This is a genomic window from Streptomyces sp. NPDC051109, from assembly GCF_044455885.1.
Classification (GTDB): domain Bacteria; phylum Actinomycetota; class Actinomycetes; order Streptomycetales; family Streptomycetaceae; genus Streptomyces.
Genome location: NZ_JBITFF010000009.1, coordinates 229,510 through 248,507, shown reverse-complemented (window position 1 = coordinate 248,507; position 18,998 = coordinate 229,510). Strand labels below are relative to the sequence as shown.

The window sequence follows — 18,998 nt, the reverse complement described above, 5'->3', positions numbered from 1 at the left end:
CCCCCGGCCGCCACAACACCTTTCAGCGCAGTACGCGTTCCAGCCATGCCAGGAGGTCGGCGACGACCTCGCCCCGATCCGTCTCGTTGAACAGCTCGTGGCGGGCGTCCTCGTACGTGTGGTACTCGACGTCCGGGTGGCCGGCCGCACGGTAGCGCTCGACCACCAGATCGCTGAGTTCCAGCCCGTAGTTGAGCGGGTCCGCCGAGCCGACGGCGACGTAGAGCGGAACGGCGGCCGGCGCGCCCGCCGGGTCGTGGAACCGGGTCGAGGCGGCCTCGTACAGCTCCCCCATGGCCCGGTCGTCGATCGCGAAGCCGCAGAGCGGGTCGGCGAGGTAGGCGTCGACCTGGGCCTCGTCCCGGCTGAGCCAGTCCGCGGGCGTACGGGCGGGCTCGAACGGCGCGTTGAAGGCGGTGAGCGGGTCCGCGCCGGCCTCCGCGACCCGCAGGAACATCCGGTCCACGGCGGTGGTGCCGTACAGCGCGACGGCGTCGGCGTGCTCCGGCCAGTCGAGCAGGTAGTGCTGCGCGGCGAAGGAGCCGAGGCTGTGTCCGAGCAGTACCAGCGGCATGCCGGGGTGCAGTCCGCGGACCGTCTCCGAGAGCGCGGCGAGGTCGTCGACCAGCAGCTGCCAGCCGTTCTCGCCGAGCACGCCGGGCCCGGCGTTCATCGTCAGGCCGTGGCCCCGGTGGTCGGGCGCGTAGACGGCGTAGCCGTGCGCGGCCAGCTCGCCGGCCAACGGGGCGTACCGCAGGGCGTGTTCACCCATGCCGTGGGCGATCAGGACGATCGCCCGCGGATCGGGGCCGGCCGGTCCGGGGAGCCACGTGTGCACGGTCACGGTGGTGCCGTCGCTGCTGTCGAACGTGAACATCGTGACTCCCGAACCGGGTCAGAGTGTCGCTGCCAGTTCCGTACCCTGGCGGATCGCCCGCTTGGCGTCCAGCTCGGCGGCCACATCCGCGCCGCCGATCAGGTGCGGTCGGCCGCCGGCCGCGAGCAGGGCCTCGTACAGGTCGCGGCGCGGCTCCTGGCCGGTGCAGAGCACGACCGTGTCGGCGGGGACGAGCCGCTGCTCGCCGCCGACGGTGATGTGCAGGCCCTCGTCGTCGATCCGGTCGTACGTGGCACCCGCGACGGAGACGACACCGCGGTGCTTGAGCTCCGCACGGTGGATCCAGCCGGTGGTGGTGCCGAGGTCCTTGCCGACCTTGGTGGTCTTGCGCTGGAGGAGGTGGACCTGGCGCGGGGGCGCGGGCCGCTCGGGGGCGGTGAGCCCGCCGGGGCCGGCGTAGGCGGTGTCGACGCCCCAGTGGCGGAAGTACGTCTCGGGGTCCTGGGAGGCGCCCTCGCCGCTGTCGGTGAGGAACTCGGCGACGTCGAAGCCGATGCCGCCGGCTCCGACGACGGCGACGCGGTCGCCGACGGGGGCACCGTCGCGCAGTACGTCGAGGTAGCTGACGACGTTGGCGTGCTCGACGCCCTCGATGTCGGGGATGCGGGGGGTGACGCCGGTGGCGACGACGACCTCGTCGTAGCCCTGGAGGGTCTCGACGTCGGCGCGGGTGTTCAGCCGTACGTCGACGGCGCGGGCGGCGAGCTGGGTGCCGAAGTAGCGGATGGTCTCCTCGAACTCCTCCTTGCCCGGGATGCGGCGGGCGATGTCGAGCTGTCCGCCGATGTGGCCGGAGGCCTCGAAGAGGGTGACGGCGTGGCCGCGTTCGGCGGCGGAGACGGCGCAGGCGAGGCCGGCCGGGCCGGCGCCGACGACGGCGACGCGCTTCTTCAGCTGCGTGGGCGAGAGGACGAGTTCGGTCTCGTGGCAGGCGCGCGGGTTGACGAGGCAGCTGGTGATCTTGCCGCTGAAGGTGTGGTCGAGGCAGGCCTGGTTGCAGCCGATGCAGGTGTTGATGGTCTCGGAGCGGCCGGCCGCGGCCTTGGCGACGAAGTCGGCGTCGGCGAGGAAGGGGCGGGCCAGCGAGACCAGGTCGGCGCGGCCGTCGGCGAGCAGCTCCTCGGCGATCTCCGGGGTGTTGATGCGGTTGCTGGTGACGAGCGGGACGGAGACCGCGCCCATCAGCCGCTTGGTGACCCAGGTGTAGGCGCCGCGCGGGACGGAGGTGGCGATGGTGGGGATGCGGGCCTCGTGCCAGCCGATGCCGGTGTTGATGATGGTGGCGCCGGCGGCCTCGATCTCCTTGGCGAGGCGGACGACCTCGTCGAGGGTGGAGCCGCCGGGGATCAGGTCGAGCATGGAGAGCCGGTAGATGAGGATGAAGTCCTCGCCGACGGCCGCGCGGGTGCGCCGGACGATCTCCAGCGGGAAGCGCATGCGGTTCTCGTACGCGCCGCCCCAGCGGTCGGTGCGCTTGTTGGTCGCCGCGGCGATGAACTCGTTGATCAGGTAGCCCTCGGAGCCCATGATCTCTACGCCGTCGTAGCCGGCGAGCTTGGCGAGGCGGGCGGCGCGGACGAAGTCCTCGACGGTGCGCTCGACCTCGATGTCACTGAGCTCGTTCGGGACGAAGGGGCTGATGGGGGCCTGGAGGGCGGTGGGGGCGACCAGGTCCTTGTGGTAGGCGTAGCGGCCGAAGTGGAGGATCTGCATCGCGATCTTCCCGCCCTCGGCGTGCACGGCCTCGGTGATCACACGGTGCTCGGCGGCCTCGTCCTCGGTGGTGAGGCGGGACCCTCCCTCGAACGGGCGGCCGGCGTCGTTCGGGGCGATGCCGCCGGTGACGATCAGGCCGGCGCCGCCGCGGGCGCGCTCGGCGTAGAAGGCGGCGAGCCGCTCGAAGCCGCCCTGGTGCTCTTCGAGGCCGGTGTGCATCGACCCCATGATCACGCGGTTCGGCAGCGTGGTGAAGCCGAGGTCCAGGGGGCTCAGCAGGTTCGGGTACCGGCTCTGGGAACTCATGGGGGGCGCCTCCTCGCGCGGGGGTGATGGACCTGTTCTAGCGAGGAGGAGGCCTATTGTGCAACTAGGTGCATAACCAAGTGGCGGAGTTCACGCCCGCGACTGCGTCCCGGGAGCCGTCGAGCGCCGGGTACCAGCCGGCGCCGGCGGCCGGCGGGAGCAGCCGGGGCGCCGCGCACCCACCCGGCAGATCACGCGGACGGTGTCGGGCTCCCCCGCCGAGGGCCGGGCGGCGGAAGCCGGGCTCGCGCAGGGCCGGACTCCGCCGCCGCGGCCGGTCAGGCCCGGCGCAGGCGGATCGTGACGATCTGGAACGGGCGCAGGGTGAGGGCCACCGTGCCGTCCGCCGTGGGGGCGGATACCGCCGTGCCGGGCAGGGGGCGCTCCAGGAGGTCGGTCTCCGTCGCCGCCGCGATGCGGAAATCCGCCTCCAGCGATGCCGTCGCGCGGCCTCCCCGGGATTCGTAGAGGCGGACGACCAGGTCACCGCTGCGGTCCTCGGCCAGTTTGACCGCCTCGACCACCACCGCGTCATTGTCGAGTGCCAGCAGCGGGGCGACCGGTGCCGCTCCGCGGACCACCCGCTCCGGCAGGTTCAGCGCGTGGCCCTCGCGCACCGCGTCCGCGATCTCCGCCCCCGGTGCCAGCGAGAACCGCAGGGTGTGGGCGCCCTGGTCGGTCTCCGGGTCCGGATAGCGCGGGGCCCGCAGGAGGGAGAGGCGGACCGTCGTGGTCTGGCCCCCGTCGGGGCGCATGTCGCGGGTCACGTCGTGGCCGTACGTGGAGTCGTTGAGGATCGCCGTCCCCCATCCCGGCTCCTCCACGTGGATCCACCGGTGCGCGCAGATCTCGAACTTGGCGGCCTCCCAAGAGGTGTTGGTGTGGGTGGCCCGGTACACGTGCCCGAACTGGGTCTCCGAAGCCGACCGTTCGGCCTTCACGTCGAGGGGGAAGGCGGCTTTCAGGAACTTCTCCGTCTCGCGCCAGTCCACCTCCGTGACCATGTCCACCGTCTTCGCCCCCGCCCGCAGCGTGATCGACTGGACCGCCGCCGAGCGGCCGAAGCGGCGGGAGACCCGGACCGTCACCGCGTCCGGGCCGGCCTCCGCCACCTCCAGCGCGTCCAGCTCCACCAGGTCGGTCACGCTGTTGCGGTAGAACGCGTCGACGTCCCACGCGTCCCACATGTTCGGGAAGTCGGGGTGGATCTGGAGCAGGTTCGCGGCCCTCCCCGGGGCCAGCGCCTCCCGGCGCGCCTCCAGGTCGTACGCCGACACGATCAGCCCGCGGCCGTCGACCTCCACCAGCAGCCGTCCGTTGGCCAGGACGTGCCCGCCGCCGTGCCGCTCCTCCACGGTGACCGGCTGGTCCCCGGCCGCCGCTTCCGGCAGGCCCGCGCCCCCGGCCGGGATGCCGCGCCGGGCGTGCGGGGCGCAGTTGAAGACCAGCTCGGCGGTGCCCTCTCCGGCCAGGGCCAGTTGCGCGGCCAGCGTGATGTGGCGCAGCTCCTCCCGTACCCGCGCGTACGTCGCGCGCGCCTCGCGGTGCACCCAGGCGATGGACGATCCGGGGAGGATGTCGTGGAACTGGTGGAGCAGCACGGTCTTCCAGATCCGCTCCAGGTCCTCGTACGGATACCCGTACCCCGGCACCCGGACCGCGGCGGTCGCCGCCCACAACTCGGCCTCGCGCAGCAGCGATTCGCTGTGGCGGTTGCCCTGCTTGGTCTTGGCCTGCGAGGTGTAGGTGCCGCGGTGCAGCTCCAGGTACAGCTCGCCGGCCCAGACGGGGGCGTCCGCGTACTCGGCGTGCGCCTTCTCGAAGAACGCGTCGGGCCTCTCGATCTCCACGCGCGGGGAGCCTTCGAGGTCCCGCTGCCGCCTGGCCCGGGCCAGGTGCTCCCGGGTGGGGCCGCCGCCTCCGTCGCCCCAGCCGAAGGGGACGAGTGAGCGCGAACCCCTGCCCTTTTCCCGGTAGTTGGCCGCCGCGTGCGCCAACTGTGCGCCGCCGAGGTCGCTGTTGTAGGTGTCGACGGACGGGAAGTGGGTGAAGACGCGGGTGCCGTCGATGCCCTCCCACCAGAAGGTGTGGTGCGGGAAGGCGTTCACCTGAGACCAGCAGATCTTCTGCGTCAGGAACCACTTCGAGCCGGACAGCTTCACGATCTGCGGCATCGCGGCGGTGTACCCGAAGGAGTCGGGCAGCCATACGTTGTGGGTCTCGATGCCGAACTCGTCCAGGAAGAACTTCTTCCCGTACAGGAACTGACGGGCCATCGCCTCACCGCCGACCATGTTGGTGTCGGACTCCACCCACATGCCGCCGACCGGCACGAACTGCCCGTCCGCGATCTTCTTCTTGATCCGCTCGAAGAGCTCGGGCCGGTGGGTCTTGATCCAGTCCAGCTGCTGCGCCTGCGACATGGCGAAGACGAACTCGGGATGCGTGTCCATCAGACCGACCATGTTGGACGCGGTCCGGGAGACCTTGCGGACCGTCTCGCGCAGCGGCCACAGCCAGGCGGAGTCGATGTGGGCGTGCCCGACGGCGCTGATCCGGTGCGCCGAGGCCCGGGCGGGGGCGGCGAGCACCGCGGTCAGACGGGTGCGGGCGGCGGCGGCCGTCGCGGGGACGTCGCCGAGGTCCACCGCGTCGAGGGCGGCGTCGATCGCGCGCAGGATCTCGTACCGCCGGGCGTCGGCCTCGCCGAGCTGCGTCATCAGGTCGTAGAGGACCTCCAGGTCCTGTACGAGCTCCCAGACCTCGGTCTCGAATACGGCGAGGTCCATCCGGGCGAGCCGGTAGAGGGGCTGGTCGCCGCTGGTCTGCCGGTCCCCCTCGTACGTGGCCGAGTGGTCGACCAGGACGGGGTTCGAGGCGGCCTCGACGTACCACTCGACCTGCTCGCCGCCCGCCGCCGAGTCGGCGACGCGCACCCAGTCGTTGTAGGGGTTCAGCGCCTTGACCTCGCTGCCGTCGGCCCGGTGGACGAGCCCCTCGCACTGGAAGCCGGGCATCATCCGGTCGAAGCCGAGGTCGAGGACGGCCTCGACCGTACGCCCCGCCCACTCGGCCGGGACGGTGCCGGTGACCTTGAACCAGGTGGTGCCCCAGGCCGGGCCCCACGCGTCGCCGATCGCGCAGGGCCCGTACGGGGCCGCCAGGCCGTCGGCGACCGGCACGGGCTCGCCCGGTGCCTCCCAGCGCCCGATCTCCAGCGGGACCGGGCGGGAGTGGACGGCGGGCTTGATGCGCTCCTTGAGGACCCGGCGCAGGCGGTGCTCGGTGATGCTGCGGTCGTCGTGCATGACGGCTGCTCCAAGGGAGGGAGGGGTCGTGTGACGGCAGGACGTGTCACGGCAGGTCGTGTGCGGCGGACTCAGGTCTTGACGGCTCCCTCGCCCACTCCCTTGAAGAAGAAACGCTGGAGGGCGAAGAAGAGCAGCATCATCGGCAGGAGCGCCGCCATCGCGCCGGCGGCGATGATGCGCTGGTCGTTGGTGGTCGTGGCTCCGGCCAGGGTCTTCAGGCCGAGCTGGAGGGTGTAGTGGTCGCTGTTGGTGAGGACCAGCAGGGGCCAGAGGAAATCGTCCCAGGCGCCCATGAAGCTGGTGATGCAGACGACGGCCAGGGCTCCCTTGGCGGCGGGGAGGAACAGCCGGGTGAACCGGGTCCACTCGTCGGCTCCGTCCAGGACGGCGGACTCCTCCACCTCCTTGGGCACGGCGAGGAAGGCCGAGCGCATGACCATGATGTTGAGGACGGAGACCGCGCCGGGCAGCCACACGCCGATGAGGGTGTCGACCAGCCCCATCTCGCGCACGGTCAGGAACATCGAGATCATCACGGACTCGAAGGGGAACATAAGCGTGGCCACCAGCACCGTGAAGACGGACTTGCGGCCCCTCCAGCCGGCCCGGGAGAGGGCGTACCCGCCCATCGCCGCGAACAGCATGTTCGAGGTGACCGCGAGGGCGGCCACCACCAGCGTGTTGCCGACGTACTGGAGCAGCGGGAAGGAGTCGGCGACGAGAACGTAGTTGTCGAGGGTGGGCCGCGCGGGCAGCACGCCGTCGTACACGTTCTCGGTGCGGCCGCGGATCGAGGTCAGGAACTGCCAGGCGATCGGCCCGAGCATGACGACGAGCATCAGGACCAGCGTGGCGTACCGGACGGCGAGCCCGATCCGCCCGCGGGGCGCGGTGGCGGTCAACTCTCGTCCCCCTTCGACAGGCGGCGGCCCAGCAGGCTGAAGACCAGGGTCAGCAGGAACAGCAGGATCGAGAGGGCGGAGGCGTAGCCGGTCTCGCCGGAGAAGCCGAGGCCGACCTGCCGGATGAGGAAGGGCAGGGTGCGGGCGCCGCCACCGGGGCCGCCGCTCTCCCCGCCCAGGATGTAGATCTCGGTGAAGACCCTCAGCGCGGAGATGGCGGAGAGCGTGCCGACCAGCAGCATCATCGGTTTCACCTGGGGGACGGTGATGCTGAAGAAGCGCCGCACGGCGCCGGCGCCGTCGAGCGCGGCCGCCTCGTGGAGCGACGGCGACACGTTCCCGAGCGCGGCGAGGTAGAACACCATGTAGTAGCCGAGGCCCTTCCACACGGTCACGATCATGGCGGAGACCAGCAGCATGGTGCTGTCGGTCAGGAACGGGACCGGCTCCGAGACGATGCTCAGCTTCCGGAACACGGTGTTGACGAGCCCGTCGCTGCGCAGCACCCACTGCCAGATCAGGCCGACGACCACGGCGGAGGCGATCACCGGGGTGTAGAAGGCGGAGCGGAAGAACCCGATTCCGGGGATCTTCGCCTGGACGAGCACGGCGAGGGCGAGCGGGAGGAACACCAGGCACGGTACGACGACGACCAGGTACAGCACGCTGTTGCCGGCGGCGGTCCAGAAGCCGGGGTCGGCGAAGGCGCGGGTGTAGTTGTCGAAGCCGACGAAGGTGCCGCCGCGCAGGATCTGGGCGTCGGTGAGGGACAGGATGACGGTGTTGACGAACGGCCAGAGGCTGAACAGGGCCACCATCACCAGGCCGGGGGCGAGGAAGAGGTAGGGGGTCCACCATCTGCGGTGGACCAGGCCGGTCTCGGCCTCCATGGCCGCGAGGGCGGCCTTGCGGCGCCGACCGGCGGAGCGGGCCGGGCGCGGCGTCATTTCCGTGCCGACTTGGCGAGCAGCTGGTTCGCCTCCTCCTGGGCCTTTCGTACGGCCGTCTGCGGGTCCTGCTCGCCCTGGATCGCCTTCTGCATCTCGCGGACGACCGCGTCGCCGACCTGGTTGGTCCACTGGACCGGGGTGTTGGCGTCGAGTGCCGCGCTCTTGAGCTGTTCGGCGCCGACCGCGCGGGCGACCGTCTCGGCGTCCCCCCCGTCGCCCCGGTCGGCGAAGCGCGGATCGGCCAGGCCTTGGGCGTTGGACGGGTAGATGGTCGCGTTCTTCGAGAACTCCACCTGGTTGGGGCCGTTGGTGACCCACTTGGCGAACTCGCTCGCCGCGTCGAGGTGCTTGGTGTCCTTCTTGATTCCGAGCGACTGTGCGTAGATGCCGATGTGGCCGAGCTTGCCGGTGACCGCCCCGGCGACCTGGGTGCCGGCGTAGATCTGCGGCGCGTTCTGCTTGATGTCCTTGACGAATCCCGGGGAGCCGGGGCCGAAGACGAGCTTGCCGCCGCCGTACAGCTGGTTGACGTCGTCCGACTTGAGGAGGGACTCCTTGGGCATGGCGCCCTTGGCGTACAGATCCTTCATCCGCTGGACCCACTCGACGGCCTTGGGGGTGTCGAAGACGAAACGGTCCTGCTGCTCGTTCAGGACCGGCACGCCCATCTTCTGCCAGTCCCCGGGCAGGCGGCCCTTGGGGTCGGCCATGAAGGCCGAGTAGCGGCCGCCGGACGCTGCGGCGATCTTGTCGGCGTAGTCGAAGAACTGCTCGACGCTGGTCGGCGGCTGCGCCGGGTCCAGGCCGGACTTCGCGAAGAGCTCCTTGTTGTACGTGAGGATCTCCGGGGTCACGTACCAGGGATACGCGTACACGCCGTCGCCCTTCCCCGGGAGCTTGAACTGCTCCCACGCCCCGGGGACGTACTCCTTGGCGACCTCGGGGTCGAGCCCCGCGACGTCGGCGAGCAGGCCGCGGTCACCGAGGAGCTGGAAGGAGTCGGTGGAGAGGTTGACCACGTCGGGGAGGGCGCCGGCCTGGGCGTCGGCGACGAGCTTCTCGTTGTAGCCGTCGCCCGGGACGTCCTCCCATCTGACCTTCGCCTCGGGGTACTTCTTCTCGAAGGCGTCGATGACGCCCTGTACGTACGCCGTGAACTTGGGCTTGAGCTGGAGGGTGCGGAAGGTGATCTCGCCGGCGACCTTGCCGGTCCTCTTGCCCTCCGGCACCTCCGCGGCGCCGCCGCCGACTCCGCAGGCGGAGACCGAGAGGAACGTGCCGGCCACGAGCGTGGCGACGGCTGTACGGGTCGCGTTCGAACGGGTCATCGTCGCCGCCTTCGCAGGGAGTTCCGGCCTCACTGCCGGAGCGCGCAGCCCACGCTGACCCCAAATCCAGATCGCGTCAATGCGGCCGAAGTCCCCATGGGCGGGTACCGGCGGGTCCCGAATGGCGGCGGCCCCTGTGCAGGCAGATGAAAGGGGCTCAGTCAACACCGCGACGACCAGGACTAATGCGCTTTAGTTGAGAGCTGCCTCAAGGTGATATCGATTCCATAACAACGCATGCCCGGCGCCGGATGTTGACTTCTTATCAGCGGTACAAGAGGCCGCGCACTAATGCGCTTTACCTGCCACCGGCCCAAAACCCCGTTGCGCACGCGGGCTTCGGATGGTTGAGTTCGCCCCCGCGGCGTGTAGCTCAGCAGCCAGAGCACCGACCTGCACAGTCGGAGGGCGCAGGGGCGGAACCTGCCACGCCGGCCATGGAAGAGAACGCCGACCACCGGCCCCGGAAGCCTGAGCCCGCCCTCGGGGCGCGGCGCGAAGAGCCCGCCCTCGGGGCGCAGCCCGAGGCGCTCGCCGCCTGGCGGGAGCGGCCTGCGCTGCTCCCCCCTGCGGACCTCGGGTCCGTGGCCGACCTGCTGCTGGACGGGGCGATCCCCTCCGCCGAGGTGTTGGCCGAGCTGATACCGCTGCCGACCACCGCCCTCACCGCGGCGCAGGCGCGGAGGGAGCTGCGGGCCATCGGCGAACTCGCCGTGGAGGCCTTCCCCGGCGCGGGGATCCCGAACCGGCTGGCGAACACCCTGGCCCGGCTCGCGAAACCGGCCGGTCTGCCGGTGCCCGTCCTGACCGAGCCGTTCGCCTCCGCCACGACGTACGCGGTGAACGCCGACCTGTTCCCCGCCGCGTGGACGGCCGCCGACCTGCTCAAGGGCACTCCGTACGAGCGCTACTACGGCATCGACTGCGCCGCGCTGCGGGACCTGGCCGAGAGGGGCGATCCGGCCGGGTTCGCCGAGCTGTGCGCCCGGCGGGCCGGGCTGCCGCCGTACCGGTGCACCGGGCCTGACGGCCCTCAGGTCGTCGCCCTCGCCCGTGAGGCGGCCGTCGACGAACAGGCGCGCGTCCTCACCACGTTCAACACGGCCACCCTGGTCCGCGTGGTCGGCATCGACCCGCCGTCCGGGTGGGAGGGGCTGGCGCGCGGGGCGTTCACCGCCGCCAGGCGCCGATCGGCGACGCCCAAGAGGGCCGCCCGCGCGTGGCGGCAGCTGGTGTTCCACCTCTCCGTGTGCGACGCGGGCCGGCGGGCGGCCGTACTCGGCTGGATCGACGCGGAATGCGCCCGCCTCCCACGGCCCGTGACAGCCCGCCTCTCCCCCGCCCTCGCGCGGCTCCGGGAGGCCGTCGCTCCGCCTACTTCATCCGGTACTCGACTTTTTCGGCGAGTTTTCCGTCCTTGAAGCAGAAGCGGTACACCGTCTCCCCCTCGGTGTCCGCGTCGGACATGTACCAGGTGCAGACGCTGCCCTCGGGTTCGGCCGGGCCGCCCGACTTCAGGGCGGCCTTGATGAAGCTCTCCCCGGACGGCATCTTGGCGCGGACCGCGCCCTCCGGGTCGCCGACGCTCACGGACCGGTAGACGCCGGGGTCGAGCATCGTCTTGCCCGCGGCGTCCACGACCTTCCCGACGCCGAAGAGGAGAGCTCCGACGGCTGCGATGCCGAGCACCAGCACCACCCCGCAGCCGATCAGACAGCCCTTGCGCTGTGCCACGTCCGTTCCTCCGTACCCTCGTGCCCTGCCGGTCTTCCTTGCACCCGGACTTTCGCAGGCCACGGGGACCGCGCACTGTCCTCCAAAGTCTTCGGCGCCCGCAACGATCGTCGCCGGTCGGGGCCGGCCCCCCTCGTCCGTGTACCGTCGGCGCCTCGCCCGGCGTGCCCGTCTTCCGCCGGGTCGAACAGGGCTCGCCGGCCCAGGTGCTGGTGGACGCCTCCAAGGAGGCGGACCTGACGGTCGTCGGCGCCTGGGGCTACGGCGGCTTCAAGGGCGCCCTGCTCGGCTCGGTGAGCCGGCAGGTGGCGCAGTACGCGTCGAGCACGGTGGTCGTGGTCCGCGAGGGCGCTGACGCGGACGAGGACTAGGGAGCCGTCAGGTCCCCGGGGTCGGTGTTCGCGCCGCACAGGATGACGGCCACGCGCGCGCCCAGCGGCTGCGGAGCGGTCCGTACGGCCGCCAGGGCCGTGGCCGCGCCCGCCTCGACCACGATCCGGTGCTCCTCCCACAGCGCGCGCCGGGCCGCAGTGATCGCCGGGTCCGGGACCAGGACGGAGCGTACGTTCTTCTCCTGAGCGGCGGCGAGCGCGGCCGCCGAGACCCGGGTGGCGCCCAGCGAGTCGGCGGCGACCGAGTCCACGGCCACGTCGACGACGCGGCCCGCCTCCAGGGCGGCGTTCAGGGCCCGGCAGTTCTCCGGCTCGGCCGCGATCACCTGTACGCCGTGCTCGCGCGCCGCGGCCGCGACCCCCGCGAACAGCCCGCCGCCGCCCACCGCGACGACCACGGTGTCCAGTCCCGGCAGCCCGGCCCGGATCTCGTCCAGCAGCGTACCCGCGCCCGCCGCGATCAGCGGGTGGTCGTACGCGTGGCTGCTCAGCGCGCCGCTCTGCGCCGCGAACTCCTCGCACGCGGCCAGCGCTTCGGCGTACCGGTCGCCGACGAGCCGTATCTCGGCCCCGTACCCGCGCAGCCGCTCCACCTTCACGCGCGGCGCGTTGGCCGGCAGGAAGACGGTGGCCCGTACGGACTGCGCTCGGGCGGCCCATGCGCAGGCGAGGCCCGCGTTGCCGCCGGAGGCGATGGTGACGCCCGCGTCCGGGAGGGTGCCTGCGTCACGGTGGGCGGCCAGGAAGTTGCGGGCGCCGCGGGCCTTGAAGGACCCGGTGTGCTGGAGGTACTCCAGCGCGTACCAGAGCCCATCGGCGGCGGGTGCGACGGCGACGGGGCGGACCGCTCCGGCTATCCGCTCGGCGGCGGCGCGTACGGCGGCGTAGTCGGGCTGCTGTTCCATGACGGGGGTCCCTTCGGACGGCTTGGGGCGGCTCGGACGGCTTCGGGCGGCTTCGGGCGGCTTCAGTCGGCGGGCCGGTTGGCCTCGATCAGCTGGCGCAGGGCGCCGTAGTACACCTCGTGGTCGGTCAGGGCCGGCAGTACGTCGGCCAGCCCGCCCGCGAGCACGGGGAACCCCTCCGGATCCAGCGCGGCCAGGGCCGCCCGCGAGGCGGCGGTGGCTCCGGCCGGATCCCGGTGGTCCACGAAGGCGGCGCTGCCGAGGGTGAGCAGGTACATGCGGCGGTACACGGTCATGGCCTCGGCGGCGGTCATCCCGGCGGCCACGCTGTCGGCGAGCGCGGGCTCGACCAGCCGGGCCAGCAGCTGCCGGCCGAGCCAGGGGCGGCCGCCGCGGAGCATCAGCAGCCCGGGGTGCGCGACGAGGAGCCGGTACAGCGCGGTGAAGCGCAGCTCGGTGGCCTCCGCCCAGCCGGTCCCGGCCGGGATCTCGGGGAGCCGGCCGGCGAGGTGCTCGGTGCAGAGGTCGAGGAGCCCGGCGAGGTCGGTGCAGCGGCGCTGCACGGTGGCGTGCGACACCTCCAGCCGGTCGGCGAGGGCCCGGAAGCTCAGGGCGTTCGGCCCCTCCTCGTCGATGAGGCGCAGGGCGGCGACCGCGATCGCCTCGGGCGTCGCACGGTCCAGGGCTGCTGATCTCCTCGGCATGAGATACACCGTAACAGACGCCGTAACAGACGTTGTATCTCCGTTGGCCCGCCCCGATCGTGTGACGTCGACTACGGCCATATTGCTGGTCATTGAGCCATAACCATCGACTTATGTTGACAGCGGGTAGTCGCACCGCTGCACTGAGCGCACTGCAGCCCCACCTCAAGGAGTCTCCGTGCCGCCTCGCCTGCGTGCGTCGCTCCCCTGCCTGACCGCGGCCGCCCTGCTCGCCCTCTGCCTCGCCCCCGCCCCCGCGTCGGCCGAGCCCCACGCGACCTCGGACGCCCCGCTCGCGCTCACCCCGCCCATGGGCTGGAACAACTGGGCGCACTACATGTGCGACATCGACGAGGCCAAGGTGGTCGCGAACGCCGACGCGCTCGTCTTCAGCGGCCTCGCGGCCAAGGGCTACGACACGGTGACGGTCGACGACTGCTGGATGGCCAAGAGCCGGGACGCGGAGGGCAACCTGGTCGTCGACACACAGAAGTTCCCCCACGGCATGGCCTGGCTCGGCGAGCATCTGCACGCCAAGGGACTGAAGTTCGGCATCTACGAGGACGCCGGCTCCCTCACCTGCGAGCGCTACCCCGGCAGCGGCTCGCCCGACGGCGGCGGCCCGGACCACTACGCCCAGGACGCCCGGCAGTTCGCGTCGTGGAAGGTCGACTACGTCAAGATGGACGGCTGCAACCTGTGGGTGCCGCCCGGGACGACGAAGGAGCAGGCGTACCGCGACGCGTACAACGCCGTCGCCGAGGCCCTGCGTACGAGCGGCCGCGACATGGTGCTCTCGGCCTCGGCCCCCGCCTACTTCCAGCAGGGCGAATGGGGCGGCTCCGACTGGCACAAGGTCCTCGGCTGGGTCGGGGAGACCGGCCAGCTGTGGCGCGAGGGCAAGGACATCAAGGTCTACAACGCCGCCGCGCCCGCGACCTCCCGGTGGAGCTCGGTGCTCGGCAACTACGGCTACAACCGCTGGCTCGGCCGGTACGCGGGCCCCGGCAACTGGAACGACCCCGACTTCCTGATCGCGGGCGCCCCCGGGCTCACCGAGGCCGAGAGCCGCAGCCAGGTGGGGCTCTGGGCGATGATGGCGGCCCCCTTCATCCTGTCCTCGGAGGTCTCCAAGCTCACCCCCGCCGGGCTGGCCGCGCTGGGCAACACCGACCTGATCGCGCTGGACCAGGACCCGATGGGCCGCCAGGGCGCGGTGCTCTCCGCCAACGCCACCTTCGAGGTGCTGGCGCGGCCGCTGGCGGGCGGTGACCGCGCCGTCGCCGTGCTCAACCGGTCCGGCAGCGCGCGGGACGTCTCCGTACCGCTCAGCGACGTCGGGCTGTACTCCTGCACGGTCGACGCCAAGGACCTGTGGAGCGGCAAGAGCGCCGAGGTCTCGACCTCCCTGACCGGGAAGGTGGCCGCGCACGACACGGCGGTCTTCCGGCTCACCCCGCACGAGGGGTGCGGCGCCGCCGTGCCGACCGGGCAGATCACCGGGAACGGCGCCCAGTGCGCGGACGGGGTCAACACCACGGGGGTGGGCGCGGTGGTCCTGGCGCCGTGCACCGCGGCAGCCGACCAGCGCTGGGTGCTCGGGCAGGAGGGGCGCGTACTCCTGACCGGCAGGTGCCTGTCGGCGGGCGCGGACGGAGTCGTGGAACTGGCCGGCTGCGCGCCCGGTGAGCCGGGCCAGCGCTGGACGCACCGCAGGGACGGGGCACTGGTCGAGGACGTGAGCGGGCTGTGCCTGACGGCCCCCGCCGCGGCCGCGGCCCCGGACGCCCCGGCCGAGCGGCTGCGCCTGACCGACTGCGGCGACCACCGCGTCGACCAGGCCTGGTCCCTGCCCGTCTGACCCCGACCAGACCACGGACCGGTGATCGGTGACCCATCGGATGACGAACTCCCCTTCCCGGCGCCCGCGGCGCGCGCGACTGCGCCGCCGGATCGCCCTCGCCACCCTGGCGGCCCTGCTCGGCGCCGGCTCCCCCGCGCTGGCCGGCACGGCCGACGGGGGCCACGTACGCGGCCGTGCGCCCGCGCCGCCGCCGCAGGGCCTGTCCGGCGCGCCCAGGCCCCGGGCCTTCGACGTCGGGCCGGCGCGGGACGCGCTGGAGCGGCTGCTGCCGCGCCACGCCGGCCAGTTCACCCTCGTGCCCGACCCGGCCGCCGGGGCCGACCGGTTCACCGTGTCCGGGCCGGCCGGCGCGATCACCGTGCGCGGATCCACCGGCGCCACCCTGCTCACCGGCGTCGGCTGGTACCTCCAACACGTCGCCGGGGCCGACATCGGCTGGCCCGGGGAGAGCATCGGGATGCTGCCCGCGCGGCTGCCGGCCGTGCCCGCGCCGGTCACCCGCAGCGCGCTCGTCCCGCACCGGTACGCCCTGAACGACACCGACGACGGCTACTCGGGCGCGTACCGCACCTTCGAGCAGCACCAGCGGCAGATCGACCTGCTCGCCCTGCACGGCATCAACGAGGTGTTCGTCCAGGCCGGCGCCGAGTACCCGTACTACCGGGCGCTCCAGGGCTTCGGCTACTCCGCAGCCGAGCTGCGCGAGTGGATCCCCGGCCCCGGCCACCAGAGCTGGTGGCTGCTGCAGAACCTGAGCGGCTTCGGCGGCCCGGTCTCCGAGCGGCTGGTGCGGGAGCGCGCCGAGCTCGGCGGGCGGATCGCCGAGCAGTTGCGCGGGCTCGGCATGACCCCGGTGCTGCCCGGCTACTTCGGGACGGTGCCGCCGGGCTTCGCCGCCCGCAACGCGGGTGCGAAGACGGTGGCGCAGGGCGACTGGGCGGGCTTCGAACGGCCCGACTGGCTGGACCCGTCCTCGCCGGTGTTCGGGAAGCTGGCCGCCGCGTACTACGCGGAGCAGCGCGCCGTGTTCGGGGACAGCGCGATGTACCGGATGAGCCCGCTGCACGAGGGCGGGACGGCGGGCACCGTCGACGTGAAGGCCGCGGCCCGGGCCGTCCAGTCGGCGCTGCACGCCGCCCACCCGGGGGCGATGTGGGCCGTGCTGGGGTGGCAGGACAGCCCGAAGGCGGAGCTGCTCGCCGGGGTGGACACCTCGAAGCTGCTGATCCTGGACGGCCTGTCCGACCGGTACAACCAGCTGGACCGGGAGACCCGCTGGGGCGGGGCCCCGTACGCGATGGGCACGATCTACAACTTCGGCGGGCACACGACGATCGGCGCGAACACCTCCGTGTGGATCGACCGGTTCGGCTCCTGGCGGGCCAAGTCCAACAGCGCCCTGAAGGGCATCGCGTACCTGCCGGAGGCCACCGGGACCAACCCGGCCGCCTTCGACCTGTTCACCGATCTCGCCTGGGAGCCCGGGCCGATCGACCAGCGCAAGTGGTTCGCCGATTTCGCGGGCCGCCGCTACGGACGGCCCGACAAGGAGGCGGCGGCCGCCTGGGAGGAGCTGCGCGCGGGCCCGTACAGCACGTCCTCGGGTCTGTGGTCGGAGTCCCAGGACAGCCTGTTCACCGCCCGGCCGAGCCTGACCGCGGTGGGGGCGGCGTACTGGAGCCCCACATCGATGCGGTATCCGGCCGACGGGGTGCGCCGGGCCCTGGACCACCTGCTCAAGGTGGATCCGAAGCTGCGGGGCTCCAGCGCCTACCGCTTCGACCTGGTGGACACCGCCCGGCAGGCCCTGGCCAACCACTCGCGGGTGCTGCTGCCGAAGATCAAGGCGGCGTACGAGGCAGCGGACCTGACCCGGTTCCGCGCGCTCACCGCCGAATGGGCCGACGGGGAGCGGCAGTTGGACGCGGTCACGGGATCCGACCCGAACTTCCTGCTCGGCGACTGGCTGTCGGCGGCCCGCTCCTGGGGTGCGGACGAGGCCGAGCAGGACCGGTACGAGTACGACGCCCGCGCGATCCTGAGCGTGTGGGGCCGGCGCAGCACCAGCGAGGGCGGCTTCCTGCACGACTACGCGAACCGCGAATGGAGCGGCCTGATCGGGGAGTTGTACGCGCCCCGCTGGGCGGCCTACTTCGCGGCGCTGGAGGAGTCCCTGGTCCGACGGGCGGCTCCCCGGGAGATCGACTGGCACGACTTCGAGGAGGAGTGGGCCCGGCGCACCACGCGGCACCCGAGCGGGCCGAACGGCCCGAGCGGGGATCCGTACGCCCTGGCGGCGAAGATCGCGGCGGCCCTGAAGTCCTCGGAGGGGGCCGCCCGCTGACCTCCTACACCACCCGGGACGGCTGCGGTCGGATGATGCGCTGCCACCACCCGCCCGTGGGAATCCGGCTACCCGTGCGGGGGAGAACTCCGCCGGTGGTTCGACGCGCGGGAGGCGCACTCGGTTGACTGGCTCGGAACGACCACCAGGGGCGGCCGTCGGAACATCCGGCGGCCGCCCCTTCCGACGCCGTCACACGGCCCGAAGCCATCAGGAGTGCACCGAGCATGTCCCAGGACACCCCGCCCGCCGAGGACCGCACCCCGCCCGTGACCCTGGAGCTGCTGACGCTCCTCGCCGCCGGGGTCGCCGATCTGGCCCTCGACCAGTTACGCCAGTCCGCCGACCGGGCCCAGGACGTACTGCGCCGCTCCGATCTGCGGGAACTGCTCACCGACGGGGTCGTGGAACTGCGCAAGCGCGGCGAGCTGGCCACGCGCCGGTCCGGCGCGGGAGCGGAGAACCACCTGGAGACCATGGCCCGGCGGGCCGCCGAGCGGGTCGCCTCCGAGGGACACCCCCGTGCATGACCACACCGGTTTCAAGGAGCGCGTCGACGCGGTGCTGGTCCGGCTGGCCGACGAGGAGGAGCGGGAGCTGCTCGGACTGCACGTCGAACTCTCCCCGCTGTCGGAGCAGTTGCGCCGGTCGCTGGCCGGCGGGAAGCGGATCCGGGCCGCGTACCTGTACTGGGGCTGGCGGGCGGCGGGGCAGCCCGACTGCGAGGGGGTGATCCGGGCCGCGGCCGCCATGGAGCTCGTACACGCGGCCGCCTGCACGCACGACGACATCATCGACGACAGCCGGATGCGGCACGGCCGGCTCACCGCGCACGCCGCGTTCGCCGCCGCCGGACCGCGCTCCACCTCGCTCGCGATGATCCTCGGCGATCTGCTGATGGGGTACGCCGGCCACGTCTTCAGCTCCTGCGGGCTGCCCGGCGCCTACCTGGCCCGTACCGTCCCCCTCTGGGCGGCGCTGCTGCGCGAGACGATGGCGGGCGAGTTCCTGGAAGTGCTCCGCACCCGGCCGGAGCCGGTCCCGCAGGTGGCGGAGTCGCTGGAGGTGGCCCGCTTCAAGACGGCCAAGTACACCGTCGAGCGGCCGCTGCACCTGGGCGCCACCCTCGGCGGGGGCTCCCGCGCCCTGCTCGACGCCTTCTCCGCGTACGGGCTGCCGCTCGGCGAGGCCTTCCAGCTGCGCGACGACCTGCTCGGCACCTTCGGCGACCCGGCCAGGACCGGCAAGTCGAACGTGGACGACCTGCGGGACGGCAAACCGACCGCGCTGCTCGCCCTGACCGTCGCCGCGGCCGGCGGCGACGACCGGGGGCTGCTCGCGCAGCTGGTCGGCCGCCCGGACCTGGGCCCCGAAGAGGCCGCCGCCGTACGCAGGTTGATGGAGCGCTGCGGTGCCCGGCAGCAGGTCGAGGACATGATCCGGGAGCGCATCACCCGGGCGACCGGTGCGCTGGACGCCGTACCGATGCCCGCGGAGGCCCGGTCGGCGCTGCGCGAGCTCGCCGGTACCGCCGCCGAGCGCTCGCTGTAGCCGCGGGCCGGCGCCCCGCGGCCGATGCCCCGCGCCCGGGACGCGACGCCCCGCCCCGCACCCGCCCCCGTACACACGAGAAGGACGAGTGAA

The 18,998-nt window shown here is 72.6% G+C and carries 15 protein-coding genes and 1 tRNA gene; 7 read left to right on the top strand and 9 right to left on the bottom strand.

Going from position 1 to position 18,998, the window contains the following annotated elements; translation table 11 throughout:
- Window positions 1-22: 22 nt before the first annotated feature.
- The 6 genes from ACIBAD_RS19365 to ACIBAD_RS19340 form a co-directional block, all read right to left on the bottom strand.
- Complete coding sequence (locus ACIBAD_RS19365) at window positions 23-877, bottom strand: alpha/beta fold hydrolase (RefSeq protein ID WP_398907817.1); 855 nt, start codon at window positions 875-877, stop codon at window positions 23-25.
- A gap of 18 nt (window positions 878-895) precedes the next feature.
- Complete coding sequence (locus ACIBAD_RS19360) at window positions 896-2,920, bottom strand: FAD-dependent oxidoreductase (RefSeq protein ID WP_398907816.1); 2,025 nt, start codon at window positions 2,918-2,920, stop codon at window positions 896-898.
- Between the two features lie 278 nt (window positions 2,921-3,198).
- Complete coding sequence (locus ACIBAD_RS19355; protein ID WP_398907815.1) at window positions 3,199-6,228, bottom strand: alpha-mannosidase; 3,030 nt, start codon at window positions 6,226-6,228, stop codon at window positions 3,199-3,201.
- Window positions 6,229-6,299: 71 nt separating this feature from the next.
- Window positions 6,300-7,133 (bottom strand): carbohydrate ABC transporter permease, encoded by an 834-nt coding sequence (locus tag ACIBAD_RS19350; RefSeq protein WP_398907814.1) that lies wholly within the window; start codon window positions 7,131-7,133, stop codon window positions 6,300-6,302.
- The gene (locus tag ACIBAD_RS19345; protein WP_134069622.1) at window positions 7,130-8,080 is read right to left on the bottom strand and encodes a carbohydrate ABC transporter permease; all 951 of its coding nucleotides are present in this window, start codon (window positions 8,078-8,080) and stop codon (window positions 7,130-7,132) included. The genes ACIBAD_RS19350 and ACIBAD_RS19345 overlap by 4 nt, the downstream gene beginning before the upstream one ends.
- Entirely contained in the window at window positions 8,077-9,411 is a 1,335-nt protein-coding gene (locus ACIBAD_RS19340; RefSeq protein WP_134069624.1) for a sugar ABC transporter substrate-binding protein, read from the bottom strand. The genes ACIBAD_RS19345 and ACIBAD_RS19340 overlap by 4 nt, the downstream gene beginning before the upstream one ends.
- Before the next feature lie 362 nt (window positions 9,412-9,773).
- Between ACIBAD_RS19340 and ACIBAD_RS19335 the strand changes: the two genes are divergently transcribed.
- A tRNA-Cys gene (locus ACIBAD_RS19335) sits at window positions 9,774-9,849 on the top strand.
- Window positions 9,849-10,832, top strand: a complete 984-nt coding sequence (locus ACIBAD_RS19330) for a hypothetical protein (protein ID WP_398907813.1) — start codon at window positions 9,849-9,851, stop codon at window positions 10,830-10,832. Before ACIBAD_RS19335 ends, ACIBAD_RS19330 begins: the two co-directional genes overlap by 1 nt.
- Here ACIBAD_RS19330 and ACIBAD_RS19325 read toward each other — a convergent pair.
- Window positions 10,786-11,145, bottom strand: coding sequence for a hypothetical protein (locus ACIBAD_RS19325; RefSeq protein ID WP_134069628.1), 360 nt, complete (start codon window positions 11,143-11,145; stop codon window positions 10,786-10,788). The genes ACIBAD_RS19330 and ACIBAD_RS19325 overlap by 47 nt on opposite strands.
- A gap of 164 nt (window positions 11,146-11,309) precedes the next feature.
- On the opposite strand from ACIBAD_RS19325, the gene ACIBAD_RS19320 reads away from it, so the two are divergent.
- Window positions 11,310-11,516 (top strand): universal stress protein, encoded by a 207-nt coding sequence (locus tag ACIBAD_RS19320; protein WP_398907812.1) that lies wholly within the window; start codon window positions 11,310-11,312, stop codon window positions 11,514-11,516.
- Here the strand turns inward: ACIBAD_RS19320 and ACIBAD_RS19315 are convergent.
- Window positions 11,513-12,442 (bottom strand): serine/threonine dehydratase, encoded by a 930-nt coding sequence (locus tag ACIBAD_RS19315; RefSeq protein WP_134069632.1) that lies wholly within the window; start codon window positions 12,440-12,442, stop codon window positions 11,513-11,515. The genes ACIBAD_RS19320 and ACIBAD_RS19315 overlap by 4 nt on opposite strands.
- Window positions 12,443-12,504: 62 nt before the next feature.
- Window positions 12,505-13,146, bottom strand: coding sequence for a TetR/AcrR family transcriptional regulator C-terminal domain-containing protein (locus tag ACIBAD_RS19310; RefSeq protein ID WP_134069634.1), 642 nt, complete (start codon window positions 13,144-13,146; stop codon window positions 12,505-12,507).
- Window positions 13,147-13,324: 178 nt separating this feature from the next.
- On the opposite strand from ACIBAD_RS19310, the gene ACIBAD_RS19305 reads away from it, so the two are divergent.
- The 4 genes from ACIBAD_RS19305 (at window position 13,325) to ACIBAD_RS19290 (ending at window position 18,905) form a co-directional block, all read left to right on the top strand.
- Window positions 13,325-15,007, top strand: a complete 1,683-nt coding sequence (locus ACIBAD_RS19305; protein WP_398907811.1) for a ricin-type beta-trefoil lectin domain protein — start codon at window positions 13,325-13,327, stop codon at window positions 15,005-15,007.
- Window positions 15,008-15,047: 40 nt separating this feature from the next.
- Entirely contained in the window at window positions 15,048-17,354 is a 2,307-nt protein-coding gene (locus ACIBAD_RS19300) for an alpha-N-acetylglucosaminidase (RefSeq protein WP_398907810.1), read from the top strand.
- A gap of 227 nt (window positions 17,355-17,581) precedes the next feature.
- Window positions 17,582-17,884 (top strand): hypothetical protein, encoded by a 303-nt coding sequence (locus ACIBAD_RS19295; protein WP_199828582.1) that lies wholly within the window; start codon window positions 17,582-17,584, stop codon window positions 17,882-17,884.
- Complete coding sequence (locus ACIBAD_RS19290) at window positions 17,877-18,905, top strand: polyprenyl synthetase family protein (protein ID WP_398907809.1); 1,029 nt, start codon at window positions 17,877-17,879, stop codon at window positions 18,903-18,905. Before ACIBAD_RS19295 ends, ACIBAD_RS19290 begins: the two co-directional genes overlap by 8 nt.
- The last annotated feature ends 93 nt before the right edge of the window (window positions 18,906-18,998 follow it).